This is a genomic window from Pedobacter sp. B4419 (genome assembly GCF_059693725.1).
The window spans coordinates 389523-407315 of sequence record NZ_JCASSL010000002.1 but is presented as its reverse complement, the minus strand read 5'-3'; the positions used below and the strand labels follow the sequence as shown (position 1 = coordinate 407315).

The following is a 17793-nucleotide window of genomic DNA, read 5'->3' as shown; positions in this document are numbered from 1 at the left end:
AGGCCCCGAGAATTCTCGAGGCCTTTTTATTTCGCCTTGTTTTGGCTTCGGCTAAGGAATGTATTCTTCTACGCGCCAGCAGGGAATGTTCTCTACATAGCTAACCCGGTAAGGAGTGCCAAAATGATGGGTGGTAATGCCCGTAGGACCATCCCAGCTGTCTAAGTAACCCACAACCTGCCAATTAGGGCTAGATTCGGTGCCGTAGTTAAATTCGAACTGATAGGCTGGCATGGTACAGAGGTTAACCTTTGCTACAGCAGGCCTTGCCGAACTCATAGACATTGTGCCACAGGTAATCAGGGCCAATGCAAAAATTAAACTTACTTTTTTCATGGTATTGTATTTGGTTAAATGATTTTAAGCTTTTGTAATGCAATCAGATCTTTTCATTGCATTTAGGGCTGGATAGGGCCTGGGCCGTCGCCATTATCAAATTCGTCGAGCTTGCTGCAACCGCGTGCACAACGGCCAATGGCTTCAGAACCATACTTCTGTTTACAGTAGCTGTCTACAAACATCGACCCACAGGCATCATACCAAGTTGCCTCTTTTACCACGCCATAAACTACGCACTCCAAGCATCCGCCACCTGCTGGTCCACCTGGACCGCCACCTAATACTCTTTTCAATTGTTTCCTGTTAAGCTGCTCGCCTTTCTCAAAGCATAAGCCAGCAGAATCCATTTTTTCCATTGATTTGTTGTTTAGTTAAGGTTTTTTATTTTAAGGTCTATTGCTGTACAATTACCTTATAATGAATATATTAACTAAAAATCAGATTCTGAAAATTTAATGGCGAATGTAAAATTTTAGAGCATTTTACGTAGTGGAGATTAGCCAACAAGGATCTGAAGCCATATTGCAGGCTTCTAGGCTATAACAAAGAATTATGGATTCAATACTACCGTCGACTTAAGACTAATCTATTTGCCTCGAGTTCTCAGTTCCTCCATCGCATTGCGCTCGTCTTGAAGTTCTCTGGCTAATTTGCGTTCTTTTTCACTGGCCTTTGCCTTGTAGGCTTGGTATTCTGCCGAAACCTCATCGTAAAGCTGGGTACGGTGTTTGGCTTCCAAAATGTTTTTGGTAGATCGGGCAATCACTACAAATAGGGCAATAGCCAATACTGCGATGATAGACCAAACGATGATATTATAGGTGCCTTTGGTAAAAGAGATGCCCAGGAAATTGATTTCGTTCACCTTGGCGTCGGCAGTGTTCAGCGAAGTTTCTTTGCCAGTGATATCTGTCTGCAAGCCACTGATGGTTTTTTCCTGCTCGGCGATTTTGCTTTTGGCCTTGTTCAGCTCTACGCGTTCTTTGCGGAGGGTATCGTTTACGCTTTTCCAAACCGTGGTTAAACGATCCGGATTGATCAATTTATAGCCATTGATAGACTTAGACCTCGAAAGCATAAATTGATATTGGCCATTTAAGCTGAAATCTGTGTTTTTAACCGTATCAACTCTTCTGGTTTGGTATTGCTTTTTGAAGGCAACCGGAGTTTTTGTAGCCGAAGTCTGAGGTTTAACAGGCGCTTGCGCCCATAAATTTGGTGTAGTTAAGCTTAAAATGAGAACGGCAGCAAAAGAAAGTAAACTTGGTTTCATGTCAATAATATCGTTTTAAGTTTAACAATTATAAACAAAATTTATTGTATTTCATCTCGGTTGTTCTATCCTAGGTTAAACCGATTTGGGATCAAATACTCCTCTAATACCTATAAAATACACCTTTTTTGTAGTCTACTAAATACAAATATTTTGAAGTTTAACCAGCTAAGGAAGGTATATTTGCCGGCATGACGGTATTGCTGTTTACCTTGATTGTTTTAGCCGGAGCCTTTTTGGCGGGCCTATTGGGCTCTCTAACAGGCTTGGGTGGGGGCGTGATCATCATCCCTTTGCTCAACCTGGGATTAGGAGTTGATATCCACTATGCCATAGGCGCTTCAATCATTTCGGTTATCGCCACTTCTTCGGGTTCGGCCGCTGCTTATGTAAAGGAAGGCATTACCAATGTGCGCATCGGTATGTTCCTGGAAATTGCCACCACGGCCAGTGCCATTGTAGGGGTAATCATTGCAACGTACATCAAAGCAGATTATATCATCGTCATTTTCGGACTCATCCTTTTGTTTTCGGCGGTAATGATGCTGCGCAAGAAGGTAGACCATTCCAATAACGAACAAACCAGTGTATTGGCCAATTACTTTAAGCTGAATGGCAGCTATCCAACAGCAGATGGCGTAAAGCAGTATGCCGTGCACCGTGTACTAGGCGGCTTTGCCATGATGTTTGTAGCCGGCACGCTCTCAGGCTTGCTGGGGATAGGCTCAGGCGCCTTAAAGGTGATTGGTATGGACAACATCATGCGTATTCCTTTTAAGGTCTCTACCACTACCAGCAACTTCATGATAGGCGTTACGGCAGCAGCCAGCGCACTGGTTTACCTGCACAAGGGACAAATAGATCCAATGATCGCCATGCCGGTAACCATTGGCGTAATTGCTGGGGCAACCTTGGGTGCGAAGATATTAATCAAAACCAAAACCGATAAGCTGAAAGTTGTTTTTGCCATTGTAGTTACTTTTTTGGCACTGCAGATGATTTATAACGGATTAAGTGGGCAGGCATGAGCAAAGAAATTAAACATTATTTAGGCGATAGGGATGTACAGGTAATTTTGGGCACCTTATTGCGTGTTGGTGTATTGGTTTCTACTGCGGTGGTGATTTTGGGTGGTATCATTTACCTTTTTTCGCATAGCCAACAAACCGTATCGTTTAAGAACTTCAAGCCGGAAGACGTCCGTTTCTCCTCGATTGCCGAAATCTTAAAGGGATTAAAGACTTTTGATGGACTGGCCATCGTTCAGTTTGGTGTGCTTTTGCTTATTTTTACGCCGATTGCGCGTATCGTTTTCTCTATTTTCAGCTTTCTGATGGAGAGAGACTACATGTATGTGCTCATCGGCACCCTGGTTTTGATCATAATTATAGCCAGCTTGTACCTGGATATTGCCCATTAAGCCTCTGATTCTGAGTTTAGAAGGAGAAGCTGTCGCTAAATAGCATTGAGTTGAAACCATCATGATTTTACAGAAACACAGATTATGACTACAAAATCATGATCGCTTCATCCGCCATGAAGAGAAAACTATAAAATAGATGAAAAAATAATTAGCTAACTATTTGAAAATTAAGAATTCTTTCCTATTTTTGCCGTCCCTTAACGGGGATGTATCCCACCTTGAACGAAGCCCTACTGCTTCGATGGGTGTTAAATTTAAAATAGAAAATGTCAGGTATTATTGGAAAAAAAGTAGGAATGACCAGCATTTTTGACGCCGATGGAAAAAACATTCCATGTACGGTGATCGAAGCTGGACCTTGTGTGGTAACACAAGTTAAGACCGAAGAGAAAGATGGTTACGTATCGGTTCAATTAGGATACGACGAAGCCAAAGAAAAAAACACTACCCAACCTTTAAAAGGTCACTTTGCGAAAGCAAGCACTACCCCAAAACGTAAATTGGTTGAATTTGAGCAGTTTGAAGAATCGTTGAACTTAGGTGATACGGTAACTGTGAACATTTTCAACGAAGGCGATTTTGTTGATGTAGTTGGTACTTCAAAAGGTAAAGGTTTTCAAGGTGTTGTAAAACGTCATGGTTTCGGTGGTGTTGGAGGTCAAACTCACGGTCAGCACAATCGTTTAAGAGCGCCAGGTTCATTAGGTGCTTCATCATGGCCTTCACGTGTATTCAAAGGTATGCGTATGGCTGGAAGAACTGGTGGCGACAGGGTAAAAATTCAAAACTTGCAAGTTTTGAAGGTTTATGCTGAGCAAAACTTGGTAGTAGTTAGTGGTTCCGTACCGGGAGCTAAAGGTTCTTACGTAATCTTAGACAAGTAAGCAGATGGAAGTGAAAGTATTAAACATTTCAGGAAAAGAGACAGGTGCCAAGGTGCAGCTTCCTGAAGCGGTATTCGGTGTAACTCCGAATGATCACGCGATTTATTTAGATGTGAAGCAGTATTTGGCTAACCAACGTCAAGGAACGCACAAATCTAAGCAACGTAACGAAATTGCAGGTTCTACCCGTAAATTATATAAACAAAAAGGTACTGGCGGTGCACGTGCCGGAAGTATCAAATCTCCATTGTTCAATGGTGGTGGCCGTATCTTCGGTCCTCAGCCAAGAGACTATAGCTTCAAATTGAACAAGAAATTGAAATCATTGGCCCGTAAATCGGCCCTTTCTTACAAAGCGCAGGATAACAGCGTAGTTGTATTGGAAGACTTCAATTTCGATACCATTAAAACCAAAAACTTTTTGAATTTGGTGAATGCGTTGAATTTGGCTGGAGAGAAAACTTTATTGGTTTTACCTGAGCAAAATAATAATATCTATTTATCAAGCAGAAATATCCAGAAAGCAAAAGTAACTACTGCTGACCAGTTGAATACTTATGATGTATTGAACGCCGGCAAACTTTTGTTAACTGCTAACTCGCTTAAAACATTGGAGGAGGCATTTGCCAAGTAATATGGAAATCTTACAAAAACCAATCTTAACCGAAAAAGCTTCTGCATTAACTGAAAAAGCTAACCGTTTTACTTTCAGAGTAGACCACAGAGCTAACAAATTGCAGATTAAATCGGCTATCGAGAAAATGTACGGCGTAACAATCGTTGCCCTTAACACAATGATAGTAGATGGCAAAGCCAAATCAAGAAACACCAAAGGTGGTATTGTAACAGGCCGTAGCCCTAAATATAAAAAAGCTATTGTAACATTGAAAGATGGCGAAACAATAGATTATTACGCGAATATTTAATCAGAATTGAATAATTTATAACTATGGGCTTAAGAAAATTTAAACCAGTCACTCCGGGTACCCGCTTTAGAGTTGGTGCTAGTTTTACGGAGATTACAGCAACCAAGCCCGAAAAATCATTGGTTGTATCTTCTAAGAAATCGGGAGGTCGTAACAATACAGGAAAAATGACGATGCGCTATATCGGCGGTGGTCACAAAAGATCTTTCCGTTTAATCGATTTTAAACGTGATAAGTTTGATATCCCTGCAACAGTAGCTACTGTTGAGTACGATCCTAACCGTACAGCACGTATCGCATTATTGCATTATGCTGATGGAGAGAAGCGCTACATTATTGCACCAGAAGGATTGCAAGTAGGACAAACCGTGCTTTCGGGCGACAAAGCTACTCCAGAAGTAGGAAATACATTGAAATTGGCTAACATTCCTTTGGGTTCGATTATCCACAACTTGGAAATCCACCCAGGAAAAGGTGCTCAATTGGCTCGTAGCGCAGGTGCTTATGCACAATTGGCTGCAAGAGATGGCAAATATGCTACCATTAAAATGCCATCAGGCGAAACCAGGTTGATCTTGGTTACCTGTTTAGCAACTATCGGTACAGTTTCTAACTCAGACCATGCAAACGAAGTACTAGGTAAAGCAGGCCGTAGCCGTTGGATTGGCCGTCGTCCTCGTACGCGTCCAGTAGCAATGAACCCTGTTGATCACCCAATGGGTGGTGGTGAAGGCCGCTCTTCAGGAGGTCAGCCACGGTCAAGGAATGGTGTTTATTCGAAAGGATTCAAAACACGTTCGCTTAAAAAATACTCAAATCGTTTCATCATAGAGAAAAGGAAAAAATAATGGCTCGTTCAATTAAAAAAGGACCTTATATTGACCATAACGTAGAGAAGAAAGTAGTCTCTATGAATGATTCAGGCAAGAAGTCTGTGATCAAAACATGGTCTCGTAGATCAATGATATCACCAGATTTCGTAGGTCATACATTTGCAGTACATAACGGTAATAAGTTTATTCCGGTATACGTAACAGAAAACATGGTTGGTCACAAGCTGGGAGAGTTTGCTCCAACCAGAACATTTAGGGGTCACTCTGAAAAGAAAAAATAATTAAGAGATGGAAGCAGTAGCGAAATTAAACAATTGCCCAACCTCACCGCGTAAGATGCGTTTGGTTGTAGATCTGATCAGAGGTGAGCGTGTAGAGAAAGCTTTACATATTTTGAAATTCACCAACAAAGATGCCGCCATAAGAGTTGAGAAACTTTTATTATCAGCTATCAAAAATTGGGAAACCAAAAATGAAGGTTCTCGCCCTGAAGAAAACCAGTTATACGTGAAAACGATAATGGTAGGCGGTGGTCGTCAGTTAAAAAGATTAAGACCAGCCCCACAAGGCCGTGGTTACAGAATTCGTAAACGTTCGAACCACGTTACCTTAATAGTAGATAGTAAAAACGTTGAAACTCAAACTAATTAACAGAAATGGGACAAAAAGCACATCCAATAGGTAACAGGTTAGGAATCATCAGAGGCTGGGATTCTAACTGGTTCGGAGGCAACAACTATGCTGATAAATTAGTTGAGGACGAAAAAATAAGAAAATACCTTTCAGCACGTATCGCCAAAGGTGGTGTAGCCAAAGTAGTAATCGAGCGTACCTTAAAACGTATCACCGTTACTATTCACACTGCCCGTCCGGGTATCGTAATTGGTAAAGCAGGCCAAGAGGTTGACAAGATCAAAGAAGAGTTGAAAAAATTGACTAAAAAGGAAATTCAGATCAACATCTTCGAAATCAAACGCCCTGAGCTTGATGCACAATTAGTAGCAGAAGGTGTAGCTAAACAATTAGAAGCTAGGATTTCTTTCCGTAGAGCCATGAAATCAACCATCGCATCAACGATGCGTATGGGTGCCGAAGGGATCAAAATCATGACTTCTGGCCGTTTAGGTGGTGCCGAGATGGCACGTACCGAGCAGTACAAAGAAGGAAGAATTCCTTTGCATACTTTCCGTGCGGATATCGACTATGCATTAGCAGAAGCGTTAACCACTTATGGTAAAATCGGAGTGAAAGTATGGATCTGCAAAGGCGAAGTTTACGGTAAACGTGACCTTTCTCCAAACATCGGCGCAACGAGCAATGCTCCAGGCAAAGGTGGCGACAGACCTCAAGGCAACTTCGGTGGCAGAGATGGCGGCAGAGATAATAGAGGCGGCGGCGACAGAAGGAACGACAAACGCGGTGGCGGTGGTCGTCCAGGTCAAGGCGGAAGAGATAATAAAGGCGGCGGCAACAACAGAGGCCCACGCAAATAGTTAACCAATCGTTTAACGATAATATTTAAAATAAAATGTTACAGCCAAAAAGAACGAAGTTCAGAAAGATGCAAAAAGGCAGAATGAAAGGTTTAGCAACTCGTGGTGCTGAATTGTCATTCGGATCTTTCGGGATCAAGTCTTTAGAAGCAACTTGGATCACAAGTCGCCAGATAGAGGCAGCCCGTATTGCGGTAACTCGTTTCATGAAACGTGAAGGCCAAGTTTGGATCAGAATTTTCCCGGATAAACCGGTAACAAAGAAACCAGCTGAGGTACGTATGGGTAAAGGTAAAGGTGCACCTGAATATTGGGTAGCCGTTGTTAGACCCGGACGCATTATTTTTGAAGCAGAAGGCGTGCCTTTGGAAGTTGCCAAAGAAGCGTTGAGATTAGCCGCTCAGAAGTTGCCAGTTCAAACCAAGTTTGTAGTACGTAGAGATTACGTAGAAGCATAAAAAAGTTTTGGATCAATGTTGCAAGTGAACTTGTTATTGCAACCGCTAGACCAGACATAAAAATTTAATAAAATGAAAAACTCAGAAATCACAGGGCTTTCAAAAGAAGAATTAGTAGCAAAGATTGCAGAAGAAAAAGAAAACTTAACCAAGTTAAAATTCGCACACGCAATTTCGGCTATCGAAAACCCTTCTCGTATCCAGAAGGTGAGAAAAGACATAGCCCGATTAAATACTGAATTGACTAAGCAAAATGCTCAGTCAGCTACTGAAACTAAATAACTTTTAGAGTCGAAATGGAAAGACAATTAAGAAAAACAAGGACCGGGTTGGTGGTAAGCAATAAGATGGATAAATCTGTTGTTGTAGCAGTTGAGCGTAAAGTGAAACACCCGATTTATGGTAAGTTCGTTAAGAAAACTACCAAATTTATGGCTCATGACGAGAAAAACGAATGTGGTATCGGTGATACGGTATTGATCATGGAGACTCGTCCGCTGAGTAAAAACAAGAACTGGAGATTGGTACAAATTTTAGAAAGAGCTAAATAAGATGGTACAGCAGGAGTCAAGATTAAACGTAGCCGACAATAGCGGCGCAAAACAAGTATTGGTTATCCGCGTACTTGGTGGTACTGGCAAAAGATATGCTTCTATCGGTGACAAAATCGTTGTAACCGTAAAAAGCGCTTTGCCTTCAGGTAACATTAAAAAAGGAACAGTTTCTAAAGCAGTTGTAGTAAGAACTAAAAAAGAAATCCGTCGTAAAGATGGTTCTTATATTCGTTTTGACGACAATGCAGCCGTATTGTTGAATGCACAAGATGAGCCACGTGGTACACGTATTTTTGGCCCGGTAGCAAGAGAGCTGCGTGAGAAACAATTCATGAAGATTGTATCATTAGCACCGGAGGTATTATAATATGAAAAATAAAGTAACACAAGCCAAGGTAAAGATCCGCAAAGGAGATTTAGTAAAGGTTATAGCTGGCGATTCAAAAGGCCAACAAGGTAAAGTACAAGAAGTGCTTGTTGCCAAAAACAGAGTTGTAGTAGAAGGTGTAAACCTTGTATCAAAACATACAAAACCAAATGCCGCTACTCCAAATGGTGGTATCATTAAAAAAGAGGCTGCTCTTCATATTTCTAACGTACAGTTAATTGATCCAAAATCAGGTAAAACTACCCGTGTTGGTAGAAAACTGAATGCTGACGGAAAATTAGTGAGAGTTGCTAAAATATCAGGGGAGGAAATCAAATAATGGCTTACGTACCAAGATTAAAAAGTAAATATAAAGAGGAAATTGTAACTGCTCTTAAAGATAAGTTCAATTACAAAAGCGTAATGCAGGTTCCTAAATTAGAGAAAATTGCCATTAACCAAGGTGTTGGCCGTTATGCTGTAACTGATAAGAAAATCATGGACAGCTCGATCTTAGAAATGTCTACCATTGCCGGTCAACAGGCAGTAGGTGCAAAATCTAAGAAAGATATCTCTAACTTTAAATTGCGTAAAGGTATGCCGGTTGGTGTAAGAGTAACTTTACGTGATAATAACATGTATGAGTTCTTAGATCGATTAATTTCCGTAGCTTTGCCGCGTATCCGCGATTTCAAAGGTATCAATGACAAAGGATTTGATGGAAAAGGTAACTACACATTGGGTATTACCGAGCAAATCATCTTCCCAGAGATCAATATCGACAAGATCAGCAGAATTTTAGGTATGGATATTACATTTGTAACATCTGCTACCACTGATGTTGAGGCATTGGAACTTTTAAAACAATTTGGATTACCGTTTAAAAATCAAAAAACAGAGCAATAATGGCAAAAGAAGGTGTAAAAGCTCGCGAAATTAAGCGCCAAAGATTGGTAGCTAAATATGCAGAGAAACGTGCGGCTTTAAAAGCGGCAGGTGACTATGAGGCGTTAGACAAATTACCTAAAAATTCGTCAGCAGTACGTTTGCACAACCGTTGCAAATTAACTGGTCGTCCTCGTGGATATATGCGTACCTTTGGCATTTCAAGGGTGTTGTTCCGCGATATGGCTTTAGCAGGAAAAATTCCTGGAGTAAGAAAAGCCAGCTGGTAATATAAAAGTATCAAGTATTGAGTATCAGGTATCGAGATTTATAGATCTTGATACCTGATACTTATGTCTTTATACTAGCAAAATGAATTTTAACCGATAGCAGGTCCGGAGGCCGGGTGGCCAAGAGATACCACTATCACAAATCAACAATAATGAATACAGATCCAATTGCAGATTATCTTACAAGGGTAAGAAATGCCATCAAGGCAAATCACAGAATTGTAGAGATCCCTGCATCAAACCTTAAAAAGGAAATTACTAAAGTACTTTTCGACAAAGGTTACATCGCAAACTACAAGTTTGAAGACACTACAGCTCAAGGCATCATCAAAATCGCTTTGAAGTACAACGCAATTACTAAAATCTCGGCTATCCGTACCTTAACCCGTATCAGCAAGCCAGGTTTGAGACAATATGCAGGTGTAGAAAACATGCCAAGAGTATTAAATGGTTTAGGTATCGCAATCTTATCTACTTCTAAAGGTGTAATGACCGATAAAGAAGCAGCCAAATTAAACATTGGCGGTGAGGTATTGTGTCACGTTTATTAATAGGAGATAGCAGAATGTCAAGAATAGGAAAAAACCCAATTAATGTGCCTGCTGGAGTAACTATTACTGTATCTAACGATAACGTAGTTACTGTTAAAGGTCCTAAAGGTGAACTAAGCCAAGCCTTAGATCAAGATATTACCGTTAGCCAAGAAGATGGCGTGTTAACTGTAAACCGTCCATCGGATCAAAAAAGACACAAAGCCTTACACGGCTTGTATCGTTCATTGATCAACAACATGGTTATAGGCGTAACAGATGGTTATAAATTAGAGCAAGAACTAGTAGGTGTGGGTTACCGTGCCACTAACCAAGGTAATACTTTGGACTTGGTTCTAGGTTATTCTCACCACTATGTATTCCAGTTACCACAAGAAATCAAAGTAACCACCACATCAGAAAAAGGTCAAACTCCTAAAATCATTTTAGAAAGTATTGACAAGCAATTGATTGGCCAGGTAGCAGCAAAAATCCGCTCGTTACGTGCACCAGAGCCTTACAAAGGTAAAGGTATCAAGTTTGTTGGTGAAGAGTTAAGAAGAAAAGCAGGTAAATCAGCTTCTAAAAAATAATTAAAATGGCAAAGAAAATATCGCGTAGAGAGCGTATCAAAAAAGGCATCAGAAAAAGACTTACTGGATCTGAGAGCCGTCCACGTTTATCAGTTTATAGAAGCAATAAAGGTATTTATGCTCAAATCATTAACGATGAAACTGGTAGTACAATAGTTTCAGCATCATCTTTATCTAAAGATTTTACTGGTAAAGGAACAAAATCTGACCAATCAATCGCAGTAGGCAAGCTAATTGCCGAGAAAGCAATTGCAGCTGGTGTAAAAGAGGTTGTTTTCGACAGAAATGGTTATTTATACCATGGTCGTGTTAAATCGTTGGCAGATGGTGCCCGCGAAGCTGGTTTAGTATTTTAATCTGAAAAAAAGGTAAGATGTCAACTATCAATATAAAAAGAGTAAAGACTAGCGAGATCGAATTAAAAGATCGTTTAGTTAGCATACAACGTGTTGCCAAGGTAACCAAAGGTGGCCGTACCTTCAGCTTCTCAGCTATCGTAGTTGTAGGAGATGAGCAAGGTGTTGTTGGTTACGGTTTGGGCAAGGCGAAAGAGGTTACAGAAGCCATTGCAAAAGGTGTAGACGATGCAAAAAAGAACTTGGTAAAAGTTCCTGTTTTGAATGGTACCGTACCTCATGAGCAAATCGGCAAGTTTTCTGGCGGTTTCGTTTTGATCAAGCCTGCAGCTGTAGGTACCGGCGTAATTGCTGGTGGTGCAATGCGTGCCGTATTAGAGAGTGCCGGTATCCATAACGTATTGGCTAAGTCAAAAGGTTCATCAAACCCACACAACGTGGTAAAGGCAACAGTAGATGCCCTAACCAAAATGCGTGATGCGTATACCGTAGCTCAGCACCGTGGTGTGGATTTAAACAAAGTTTTTAACGGATAATATCATGGCTAAAATTAAAATAACCCAAATAAAAAGCATTATCGATAGAAGCGAAAGCCAAAAAAGGACCATGAAAGCCTTAGGTTTAACTAAAATGAACCAAAGCGTACAGGTTGAAGCTAACGCTGCCATTATTGGGATGGTAAGAAAAGTTAATCACTTAGTAGCTATAGAGACTGTTTAATTATTAAAATCTGCTTAGGATGCAGCAAAATGCCCTAAGCAGATTTTCTATTTATTTATCGTTGTTCCTGATTAGTGAAAGCGAAGGGCAACACAACAAGTTTTAAAAATGAACTTAAGTAATCTAAAACCTGCAAAAGGTTCTGTAAAAAGTAGCAAAAGAATTGGTCGTGGACAAGGTTCTGGTCGCGGTGGTACTTCAACCCGTGGTCACAAAGGTGCTGGTTCACGTTCTGGACACTCAACTAAGGTTGGTTTCGAAGGTGGTCAAATGCCATTGCAACGCCGTGTGCCTAAAGTTGGTTTCAAACCAATCAACCGTACCGAATATGTAGGCGTAAACTTAGACGTACTACAAGGCTTGGCAGAGAAACACAACTTGTCGAGCATTGATTTCGCTGCTTTGCAAGAGCATGGTTTGGCTTCTAAAAACGACTTGGTAAAAATCCTAGGTCGTGGCGAAGTTAAAGCGAAGTTAGAAGTTACAGCTCATGCTTTTTCTGCAAGTGCGCAAAAAGCAATCGAAGCTGCTGGAGGCTCAATCGTAAAATTGTAATTAATGAAGAAGCTATTTACTACTTTAAGTAATATTTGGAAAATACAGGAATTAAAAGAGCGTATTCTATATACGCTCATGATTCTTGTAATTTACAGGTTCGTTTGTCAAGTTGTACTACCGGGTGTAGATCCAACTCAGTTAAGCAATACTCAAAAAACCGGTCTGTTAGGCTTATTGGATATGTTTGCAGGTGGTGCCTTTTCTAAGGTGTCTATCGTAGCATTGGGCGTAATGCCATATATCTCTGCGTCTATCGTAGTTCAGTTGTTGGGCATTGCAGTACCTTCTTTCCAAAAAATGCAAAAAGAAGGAGAGAGCGGCAGAAAAAAATTAACGCAAATCACCCGCTACCTAACCGTAGCAATTACTGCTGTGCAGGCCGTAGGATATGTTAAAACACAGGTTCCTACCAATGCCATCATGATCGATCACTTTACTTTCTATGTACTTTCTGGTTTTGTTTTAACCGCTGGTACCTTGTTTGTAATGTGGCTAGGTGAAAAAATAACAGATAAAGGTATTGGTAATGGTACGTCATTGATCATCATGGTAGGTATCATCGCCCGTTTACCAATCGCAATCCAACAAGAGATCAGCTCTGTATTTGCAGGCAACGACGGTGGATTGATTAGATTGGTATTAGAGATCGTAGCTTTATTTGCAGTGATTATGTTTACCATCCTTATTGTTCAAGGGGTACGTAAAGTGCCTGTACAATATGCCAAAAGAATTGTTGGCAACAGACAAGTAGGGGGCGTAAGGCAATATATTCCTTTAAAAGTTAATGCGGCCGGCGTAATGCCGATCATCTTTGCCCAGGCATTGATGTTCATCCCGAATGCATTGATTGGAATATTCCCTAAGCTAACCGATAGCTGGTTACACTCGTATACAGATATTACTTCGGTAACGTATAGCTTAACATTTGCGTTTTTGATCATTGCCTTCACTTTCTTCTATACAGCCATTACAGTTAACCCAACTCAGATGTCTGATGATATGAAAAAGAACGGTGGTTTCATTCCGGGCATCAAGCCAGGTTTGGCAACTTCAAGCTTCATTGATGATGTAATCTCTAAGATTACCTTCCCTGGATCGTTGTTCTTGGCCATCATCGCCATTCTGCCTTCGTTTGCTGTAAGATTGGGTATTCAACAAGAATTTGCCCATTTCTTTGGAGGTACATCATTATTGATTTTAGTAGGTGTAGTATTGGATACTTTACAGCAGATCGAAAGTTATCTATTGATGCGCCACTATGACGGTTTGATGAAAACAGGAAGAGTTACTGGCCGTACGGGTATCCCGGCTGCTGGTGGCACTGCTGCGTTGTAAGATTAAACATGTCGAAAATATTTTATAAATCTCCGGAGGAGATCGAATTAATAAGAGAAAGTTCTTTACTGGTTTCCAAAACTTTGGCCGAAGTGGCCAAAGTTATTGGACCAGGCATTACTACGCTTGCCCTGGATAAACTGGCCTATGAATTTATTCATGACCATGGAGCCATTCCCGCTTTTTTAAACTATGGCGGTTTCCCTAATTCGTTGTGCATTTCGCCAAACGAACAAGTGGTACATGGTTTCCCTAGCGAGTATGTAATTAAGGAAGGAGACTTGATCTCTGTTGATTGCGGTGTCATCAAAAACAATTTCTTTGGAGATTCTGCCTATACTTTTTCTATTGGAGAAGTAGACGCAGAAAAACAAAAACTAACCAAGGTAACTCAAGAGTGCCTCAACTTGGCTATAGAAAAAGCGGTTGTGGGCATGCGCATCGGCGATATTGCCTTTGCCGTGCAAAACCATGCCGAAACCAATGGCTTTGGGGTAGTTAGAGAGCTTGTGGGGCATGGTGTTGGCGTTCAGCTACACGAGAAGCCAGAAGTGCCTAACTATGGTAAGAGAGGAAGCGGAATTAAACTGGAAGAGGGAATGGTTATTGCCATCGAACCAATGATCAATGCTGGTACTGCCGGGATTAAATTTTGGTCAGACGGCTGGACCGTAACCACCAAAGACAACAAACCTTCCGCACATTTTGAACATACGGTTGCAGTCAAAAAGGGCAAAGCAGATGTTTTATCTACCTTTTCTCTGATTGAAGAAGTTTTACAAGAAAAAAAGTAAAAAATTAAAAATTTTTATTTAATTTTGCAACCCTGTTTAATAACAGCTAATTAAGTAAAAATCAATATTATATGGCTAAACAAGCCTCAATTGAACAAGACGGAGTAATAAGGGAAGCATTATCGAATGCGATGTTTAGGGTTGAACTCGAAAACGGACATGAAATTATCGCCCACATTTCAGGAAAAATGAGGATGCACTACATCAAAATTTTACCTGGAGACAAAGTTAAATTAGAGATGTCGCCTTACGACTTAACGAAAGGCAGAATTACTTATAGATATAAATAAAATGAAAGTTAGATCTTCAATTAAAAAACGTAGCGCTGATTGCAAGGTTATTCGTCGTAAAGGTAAACTTTACGTAATTAACAAGAAAAACCCTAAATACAAGCAACGTCAGGGATAATTAAAAACATTGGAACGAGATCCGTACAACGGTGGCCCGCCGTTCGGTCGTTCATTTAAAAGCAATATATAAATATGGCAAGGATATCAGGTATTGATTTACCAAGAAACAAAAGAGGTGAGATCGGTCTAACCTACATCTACGGAGTAGGCAGATCAACTGCTCAAAGCATTTTGACCCAAGCAGGGATCGACCTTAACAAAAAAGTACAAGATTGGTCAGACGACGAATTGTCGGCGATCCGTACCATCATCAACGATACCATCAAGGTAGAAGGTGCTTTGCGTTCTGAGGTTCAATTGAACATCAAACGTTTAATGGACATCGGTTGTTATCGTGGTCTTCGTCACAGAAAAGGCTTGCCTGTTCGTGGCCAACGTACCAAAAACAACTCTCGTACCCGTAAAGGAAAGAGAAAAACAGTTGCTAACAAGAAAAAAGCTACTAAATAGTAATTGATAGACAACCGGTAGCGGTTGTTTGGAATATAAAATTACAAGAGTTGATGGGTCCAGGTTATTCGTTAATCTAGTAATTCATCTCCTAAATAATTAAAACATAAAATGGCTAAAAGTAAAAAAGTTACCAAAAAACGTATCGTTGTAATTGAGCCTGTTGGTCAGGCACACGTTAACGCTACGTTCAACAACATCATTATTACCCTAACCAACAACAACGGTCAAACTATTTCTTGGTCGTCTGCAGGTAAAATGGGCTTCAAAGGTTCTAAAAAGAACACTCCATATGCAGCAGGCCAAGCAGCTTCAGACTGTGGTAAAGTAGCATTTGATTTAGGTTTGCGTAAAGTTGAAGTATTTGTTAAAGGTCCAGGTTCAGGCCGTGAGTCTGCCATCAGAACTTTGCAAGTAGCTGGTATTGAAGTATTGTCTATCAAAGACATCACTCCACTTCCGCACAACGGCTGTCGTCCACCTAAGAAAAGAAGAGTTTAATCAATTAATTTTTAAAGCTAAGAGTCTGCAGCTACAGGTTGTATGATACTTTAAAATCAAAAACAAATGGCAAGATATACCGGACCAAAGTCCAAAATAGCCCGTAAGTTCAGAGAGCCAATTTTCGGCCCTGACAAAGTATTAGATAGAAAAAATTATCCTCCAGGCCAACACGGTGCTTCAAAAAGAAGAGGAAAACAATCTGAGTACGCTATCCAGTTAATGGAGAAGCAAAAAGTGAAATACACTTATGGTGTATTGGAAAAACAATTCCGCAACTTGTTCACTAAAGCATCGTCACGTCAAGGTATTACCGGTGATAACTTATTGCAATTGCTTGAGGCACGCTTAGATAACACAGTATACAGATTAGGTATTGCTCCAACCCGTTCAGGTGCACGTCAATTGGTTAGCCATAAGCACATCACTGTAAACGGAGAGGTTGTTAATATTCCATCATATCAATTAAGAGCTGGCGACGTGGTAGCAGTACGTGAGAAATCTAAAACATTAGAAGCCATCACCAACTCTGTTGCAGGCAGATCAATCAACAAATTCAATTGGTTAGATTGGAATGCTGGCGAGTTAACAGGTAAGTTCTTAGCTTATCCTAACCGCGACGAGATCCCAGAAAACATTAAAGAGAACCTTATAGTAGAGTTGTACTCTAAGTAATAGATTTGGTTAAAGCCCTTGTGGCTTTAACTTTTTTTACGTTACACAACATTAATAAAAATCTAAAAACATTATAAATGGCAATTTTAGCATTTCAGAAACCAGATAAGGTAATCATGCAGAAATCAACAGATTTCGATGGTCAATTTGAATTTCGTCCTTTAGAGCCCGGTTTCGGTGTAACAATTGGTAATGCCCTAAGAAGAATCCTACTTTCTTCATTAGAAGGTTTTGCCATTACAAGTATTCGTTTTTCAGGCGTTTCTCATGAGTTTTCTACCATTAAAGGTGTTGTAGAAGATTTAACAGAGATCATCTTAAACTTGAAACAAGTTCGTTTCAAGAAAGTAGGTGAGTCTGGCGATTCAGAAAAAGTATTCATCATTGTAAATGGTCAAGAGCAGTTCTTGGCTGGTGATATTACCAAATTCTCTAACAACTTCGAGGTGTTAAACCCTGAGTTGGTAATCTGCAACATGGAGAAATCAGTAACTTTAGAGGTAGAATTGACTATCAATAAAGGTCGTGGTTACGTTCCTGCAGAAGAGAACAAAATTACAGATACAGTAGTTGGCGTGATCGCTATCGACTCTATCTTCACCCCAATGAAGAACGTAAAATACACGATCGAAAACTATCGTGTTGAACAAAAAACCGATTACGAGAAATTGATTTTGGATATCTCTACCGATGGTTCGATCCACCCGGAAGAAGCTTTGAAAGAAGCAGCCAAAATCTTGATCCAACACTTCATGCTATTCTCTGACGAGAACTTGGTATTAGAATCTCAGGCTAAAGAAGAAACCAAAGAAGTTGACGAGGAAATCTTGCATATGCGCAAAATCCTTAAAACTGAACTGGTAGACCTTGACCTTTCTGTTCGTGCCTTGAACTGTCTAAAAGCTGCCGATATCCGCACTTTGGCTGATTTGGTTTCTTATGATGTAGCAGATATGTTGAAGTTCAGAAACTTCGGTAAAAAGTCATTAACTGAAATCCAGGAGCTGGTAAAATCTAAACAATTATCGTTTGGAATGAACCTAGCCAAATTCAAGTTAGACGAAGAATAAGCAAGTTCTCAGTTTTGAGTTACCAGTTGTGAAACTGTAGATTAAAGCTAGCACTAGATAAGAATAATATCATATT

At 40.3% G+C, this 17793-nt stretch carries 33 protein-coding genes; 30 read left to right on the top strand and 3 right to left on the bottom strand.

Features of this window, described 5'->3' with window-relative positions:
• Positions 1-51 precede the first annotated feature (51 nt).
• The 3 genes from AC570H_RS13500 to AC570H_RS13490 all read right to left on the bottom strand — a co-directional run bounded on the left by AC570H_RS13500 (position 52) and on the right by AC570H_RS13490 (position 1612).
• Positions 52-336: a hypothetical protein gene (locus AC570H_RS13500; RefSeq protein WP_497355642.1), complete on the bottom strand. Its 285-nt coding sequence runs from the start codon at positions 334-336 to the stop codon at positions 52-54.
• A gap of 62 nt (positions 337-398) precedes the next feature.
• Positions 399-695 (bottom strand): hypothetical protein, encoded by a 297-nt coding sequence (locus AC570H_RS13495; RefSeq protein WP_497355640.1) that lies wholly within the window; start codon positions 693-695, stop codon positions 399-401.
• A gap of 230 nt (positions 696-925) precedes the next feature.
• Complete coding sequence (locus tag AC570H_RS13490; RefSeq protein WP_497355638.1) at positions 926-1612, bottom strand: hypothetical protein; 687 nt, start codon at positions 1610-1612, stop codon at positions 926-928.
• Positions 1613-1803: 191 nt separating this feature from the next.
• Here AC570H_RS13490 and AC570H_RS13485 point away from each other — a divergent pair, with 191 nt between their 5' ends.
• From AC570H_RS13485 to AC570H_RS13340, 30 genes are all read left to right on the top strand, one after another.
• Positions 1804-2640, top strand: a complete 837-nt coding sequence (locus tag AC570H_RS13485) for a sulfite exporter TauE/SafE family protein (protein ID WP_497355636.1) — start codon at positions 1804-1806, stop codon at positions 2638-2640.
• Entirely contained in the window at positions 2637-3032 is a 396-nt protein-coding gene (locus AC570H_RS13480; RefSeq protein WP_497355634.1) for a DUF1634 domain-containing protein, read from the top strand. Before AC570H_RS13485 ends, AC570H_RS13480 begins: the two co-directional genes overlap by 4 nt.
• A 269-nt stretch (positions 3033-3301) precedes the next feature.
• A complete protein-coding gene (rplC, locus tag AC570H_RS13475) occupies positions 3302-3919 on the top strand; it encodes a 50S ribosomal protein L3 (protein ID WP_497355632.1) in 618 nt (205 codons plus the stop codon).
• A 4-nt stretch (positions 3920-3923) separates the two neighbouring features.
• Entirely contained in the window at positions 3924-4553 is a 630-nt protein-coding gene (rplD, locus tag AC570H_RS13470; protein ID WP_497355630.1) for a 50S ribosomal protein L4, read from the top strand.
• A gap of 1 nt (position 4554) precedes the next feature.
• On the top strand, positions 4555-4845 hold the full coding sequence (gene rplW / locus AC570H_RS13465) for a 50S ribosomal protein L23 (RefSeq protein WP_199141824.1): 291 nt from the start codon (positions 4555-4557) through the stop codon (positions 4843-4845).
• A 23-nt stretch (positions 4846-4868) separates the two neighbouring features.
• Positions 4869-5693: a 50S ribosomal protein L2 gene (gene rplB / locus AC570H_RS13460; protein WP_497355628.1), complete on the top strand. Its 825-nt coding sequence runs from the start codon at positions 4869-4871 to the stop codon at positions 5691-5693.
• Positions 5693-5959, top strand: a complete 267-nt coding sequence (gene rpsS, locus AC570H_RS13455; RefSeq protein WP_008244581.1) for a 30S ribosomal protein S19 — start codon at positions 5693-5695, stop codon at positions 5957-5959. The genes rplB and rpsS overlap by 1 nt, the downstream gene beginning before the upstream one ends.
• A 7-nt stretch (positions 5960-5966) precedes the next feature.
• The gene (gene rplV, locus AC570H_RS13450) at positions 5967-6329 is read left to right on the top strand and encodes a 50S ribosomal protein L22 (RefSeq protein ID WP_012780780.1); all 363 of its coding nucleotides are present in this window, start codon (positions 5967-5969) and stop codon (positions 6327-6329) included.
• A 5-nt stretch (positions 6330-6334) separates the two neighbouring features.
• On the top strand, positions 6335-7171 hold the full coding sequence (gene rpsC / locus AC570H_RS13445; protein WP_497355625.1) for a 30S ribosomal protein S3: 837 nt from the start codon (positions 6335-6337) through the stop codon (positions 7169-7171).
• A 35-nt stretch (positions 7172-7206) separates the two neighbouring features.
• Positions 7207-7629, top strand: a complete 423-nt coding sequence (gene rplP, locus AC570H_RS13440) for a 50S ribosomal protein L16 (protein WP_199141819.1) — start codon at positions 7207-7209, stop codon at positions 7627-7629.
• A gap of 72 nt (positions 7630-7701) precedes the next feature.
• Positions 7702-7911: a 50S ribosomal protein L29 gene (gene rpmC, locus AC570H_RS13435; protein WP_497355623.1), complete on the top strand. Its 210-nt coding sequence runs from the start codon at positions 7702-7704 to the stop codon at positions 7909-7911.
• A gap of 14 nt (positions 7912-7925) precedes the next feature.
• Complete coding sequence (gene rpsQ / locus AC570H_RS13430; RefSeq protein WP_113638059.1) at positions 7926-8180, top strand: 30S ribosomal protein S17; 255 nt, start codon at positions 7926-7928, stop codon at positions 8178-8180.
• A 1-nt stretch (position 8181) separates the two neighbouring features.
• The gene (gene rplN / locus AC570H_RS13425; RefSeq protein ID WP_041878524.1) at positions 8182-8550 is read left to right on the top strand and encodes a 50S ribosomal protein L14; all 369 of its coding nucleotides are present in this window, start codon (positions 8182-8184) and stop codon (positions 8548-8550) included.
• A gap of 1 nt (position 8551) precedes the next feature.
• Positions 8552-8890 carry a 50S ribosomal protein L24 gene (gene rplX, locus AC570H_RS13420; protein WP_330108061.1) on the top strand — a complete coding sequence of 113 codons (339 nt, stop codon included), beginning with the start codon at positions 8552-8554 and terminating at the stop codon, positions 8888-8890.
• Positions 8890-9456 (top strand): 50S ribosomal protein L5, encoded by a 567-nt coding sequence (rplE, locus tag AC570H_RS13415; protein WP_497355620.1) that lies wholly within the window; start codon positions 8890-8892, stop codon positions 9454-9456. The genes rplX and rplE overlap by 1 nt, the downstream gene beginning before the upstream one ends.
• Entirely contained in the window at positions 9456-9725 is a 270-nt protein-coding gene (gene rpsN / locus AC570H_RS13410) for a 30S ribosomal protein S14 (protein WP_497355618.1), read from the top strand. Before rplE ends, rpsN begins: the two co-directional genes overlap by 1 nt.
• A gap of 152 nt (positions 9726-9877) precedes the next feature.
• Positions 9878-10276 carry a 30S ribosomal protein S8 gene (rpsH, locus tag AC570H_RS13405; protein WP_199141335.1) on the top strand — a complete coding sequence of 133 codons (399 nt, stop codon included), beginning with the start codon at positions 9878-9880 and terminating at the stop codon, positions 10274-10276.
• Positions 10277-10290: 14 nt separating this feature from the next.
• Positions 10291-10848 carry a 50S ribosomal protein L6 gene (gene rplF, locus AC570H_RS13400; protein ID WP_497355616.1) on the top strand — a complete coding sequence of 186 codons (558 nt, stop codon included), beginning with the start codon at positions 10291-10293 and terminating at the stop codon, positions 10846-10848.
• A 5-nt stretch (positions 10849-10853) separates the two neighbouring features.
• The gene (gene rplR, locus AC570H_RS13395; protein ID WP_497355614.1) at positions 10854-11204 is read left to right on the top strand and encodes a 50S ribosomal protein L18; all 351 of its coding nucleotides are present in this window, start codon (positions 10854-10856) and stop codon (positions 11202-11204) included.
• Between the two features lie 17 nt (positions 11205-11221).
• A complete protein-coding gene (rpsE, locus tag AC570H_RS13390) occupies positions 11222-11740 on the top strand; it encodes a 30S ribosomal protein S5 (protein WP_199141332.1) in 519 nt (172 codons plus the stop codon).
• 4 nt (positions 11741-11744) lie between these two features.
• Positions 11745-11924: a 50S ribosomal protein L30 gene (gene rpmD, locus AC570H_RS13385; protein WP_497355611.1), complete on the top strand. Its 180-nt coding sequence runs from the start codon at positions 11745-11747 to the stop codon at positions 11922-11924.
• Positions 11925-12032: 108 nt separating this feature from the next.
• Entirely contained in the window at positions 12033-12479 is a 447-nt protein-coding gene (rplO, locus tag AC570H_RS13380; protein WP_497355609.1) for a 50S ribosomal protein L15, read from the top strand.
• Between the two features lie 3 nt (positions 12480-12482).
• The gene (gene secY, locus AC570H_RS13375; RefSeq protein ID WP_497355607.1) at positions 12483-13817 is read left to right on the top strand and encodes a preprotein translocase subunit SecY; all 1335 of its coding nucleotides are present in this window, start codon (positions 12483-12485) and stop codon (positions 13815-13817) included.
• 8 nt (positions 13818-13825) lie between these two features.
• Entirely contained in the window at positions 13826-14611 is a 786-nt protein-coding gene (gene map / locus AC570H_RS13370; protein ID WP_497355605.1) for a type I methionyl aminopeptidase, read from the top strand.
• A 71-nt stretch (positions 14612-14682) separates the two neighbouring features.
• Entirely contained in the window at positions 14683-14901 is a 219-nt protein-coding gene (infA, locus tag AC570H_RS13365) for a translation initiation factor IF-1 (protein WP_010599888.1), read from the top strand.
• A 1-nt stretch (position 14902) separates the two neighbouring features.
• Positions 14903-15019 carry a 50S ribosomal protein L36 gene (gene rpmJ / locus AC570H_RS13360; RefSeq protein ID WP_107214554.1) on the top strand — a complete coding sequence of 39 codons (117 nt, stop codon included), beginning with the start codon at positions 14903-14905 and terminating at the stop codon, positions 15017-15019.
• Between the two features lie 74 nt (positions 15020-15093).
• On the top strand, positions 15094-15471 hold the full coding sequence (gene rpsM, locus AC570H_RS13355; RefSeq protein WP_497355601.1) for a 30S ribosomal protein S13: 378 nt from the start codon (positions 15094-15096) through the stop codon (positions 15469-15471).
• Positions 15472-15582: 111 nt separating this feature from the next.
• Positions 15583-15972, top strand: a complete 390-nt coding sequence (gene rpsK, locus AC570H_RS13350) for a 30S ribosomal protein S11 (RefSeq protein ID WP_497355599.1) — start codon at positions 15583-15585, stop codon at positions 15970-15972.
• A 66-nt stretch (positions 15973-16038) separates the two neighbouring features.
• Positions 16039-16647, top strand: coding sequence for a 30S ribosomal protein S4 (gene rpsD, locus AC570H_RS13345; RefSeq protein ID WP_497355597.1), 609 nt, complete (start codon positions 16039-16041; stop codon positions 16645-16647).
• A 77-nt stretch (positions 16648-16724) separates the two neighbouring features.
• On the top strand, positions 16725-17717 hold the full coding sequence (locus AC570H_RS13340; RefSeq protein ID WP_497355595.1) for a DNA-directed RNA polymerase subunit alpha: 993 nt from the start codon (positions 16725-16727) through the stop codon (positions 17715-17717).
• Positions 17718-17793: the final 76 nt, after the last annotated feature.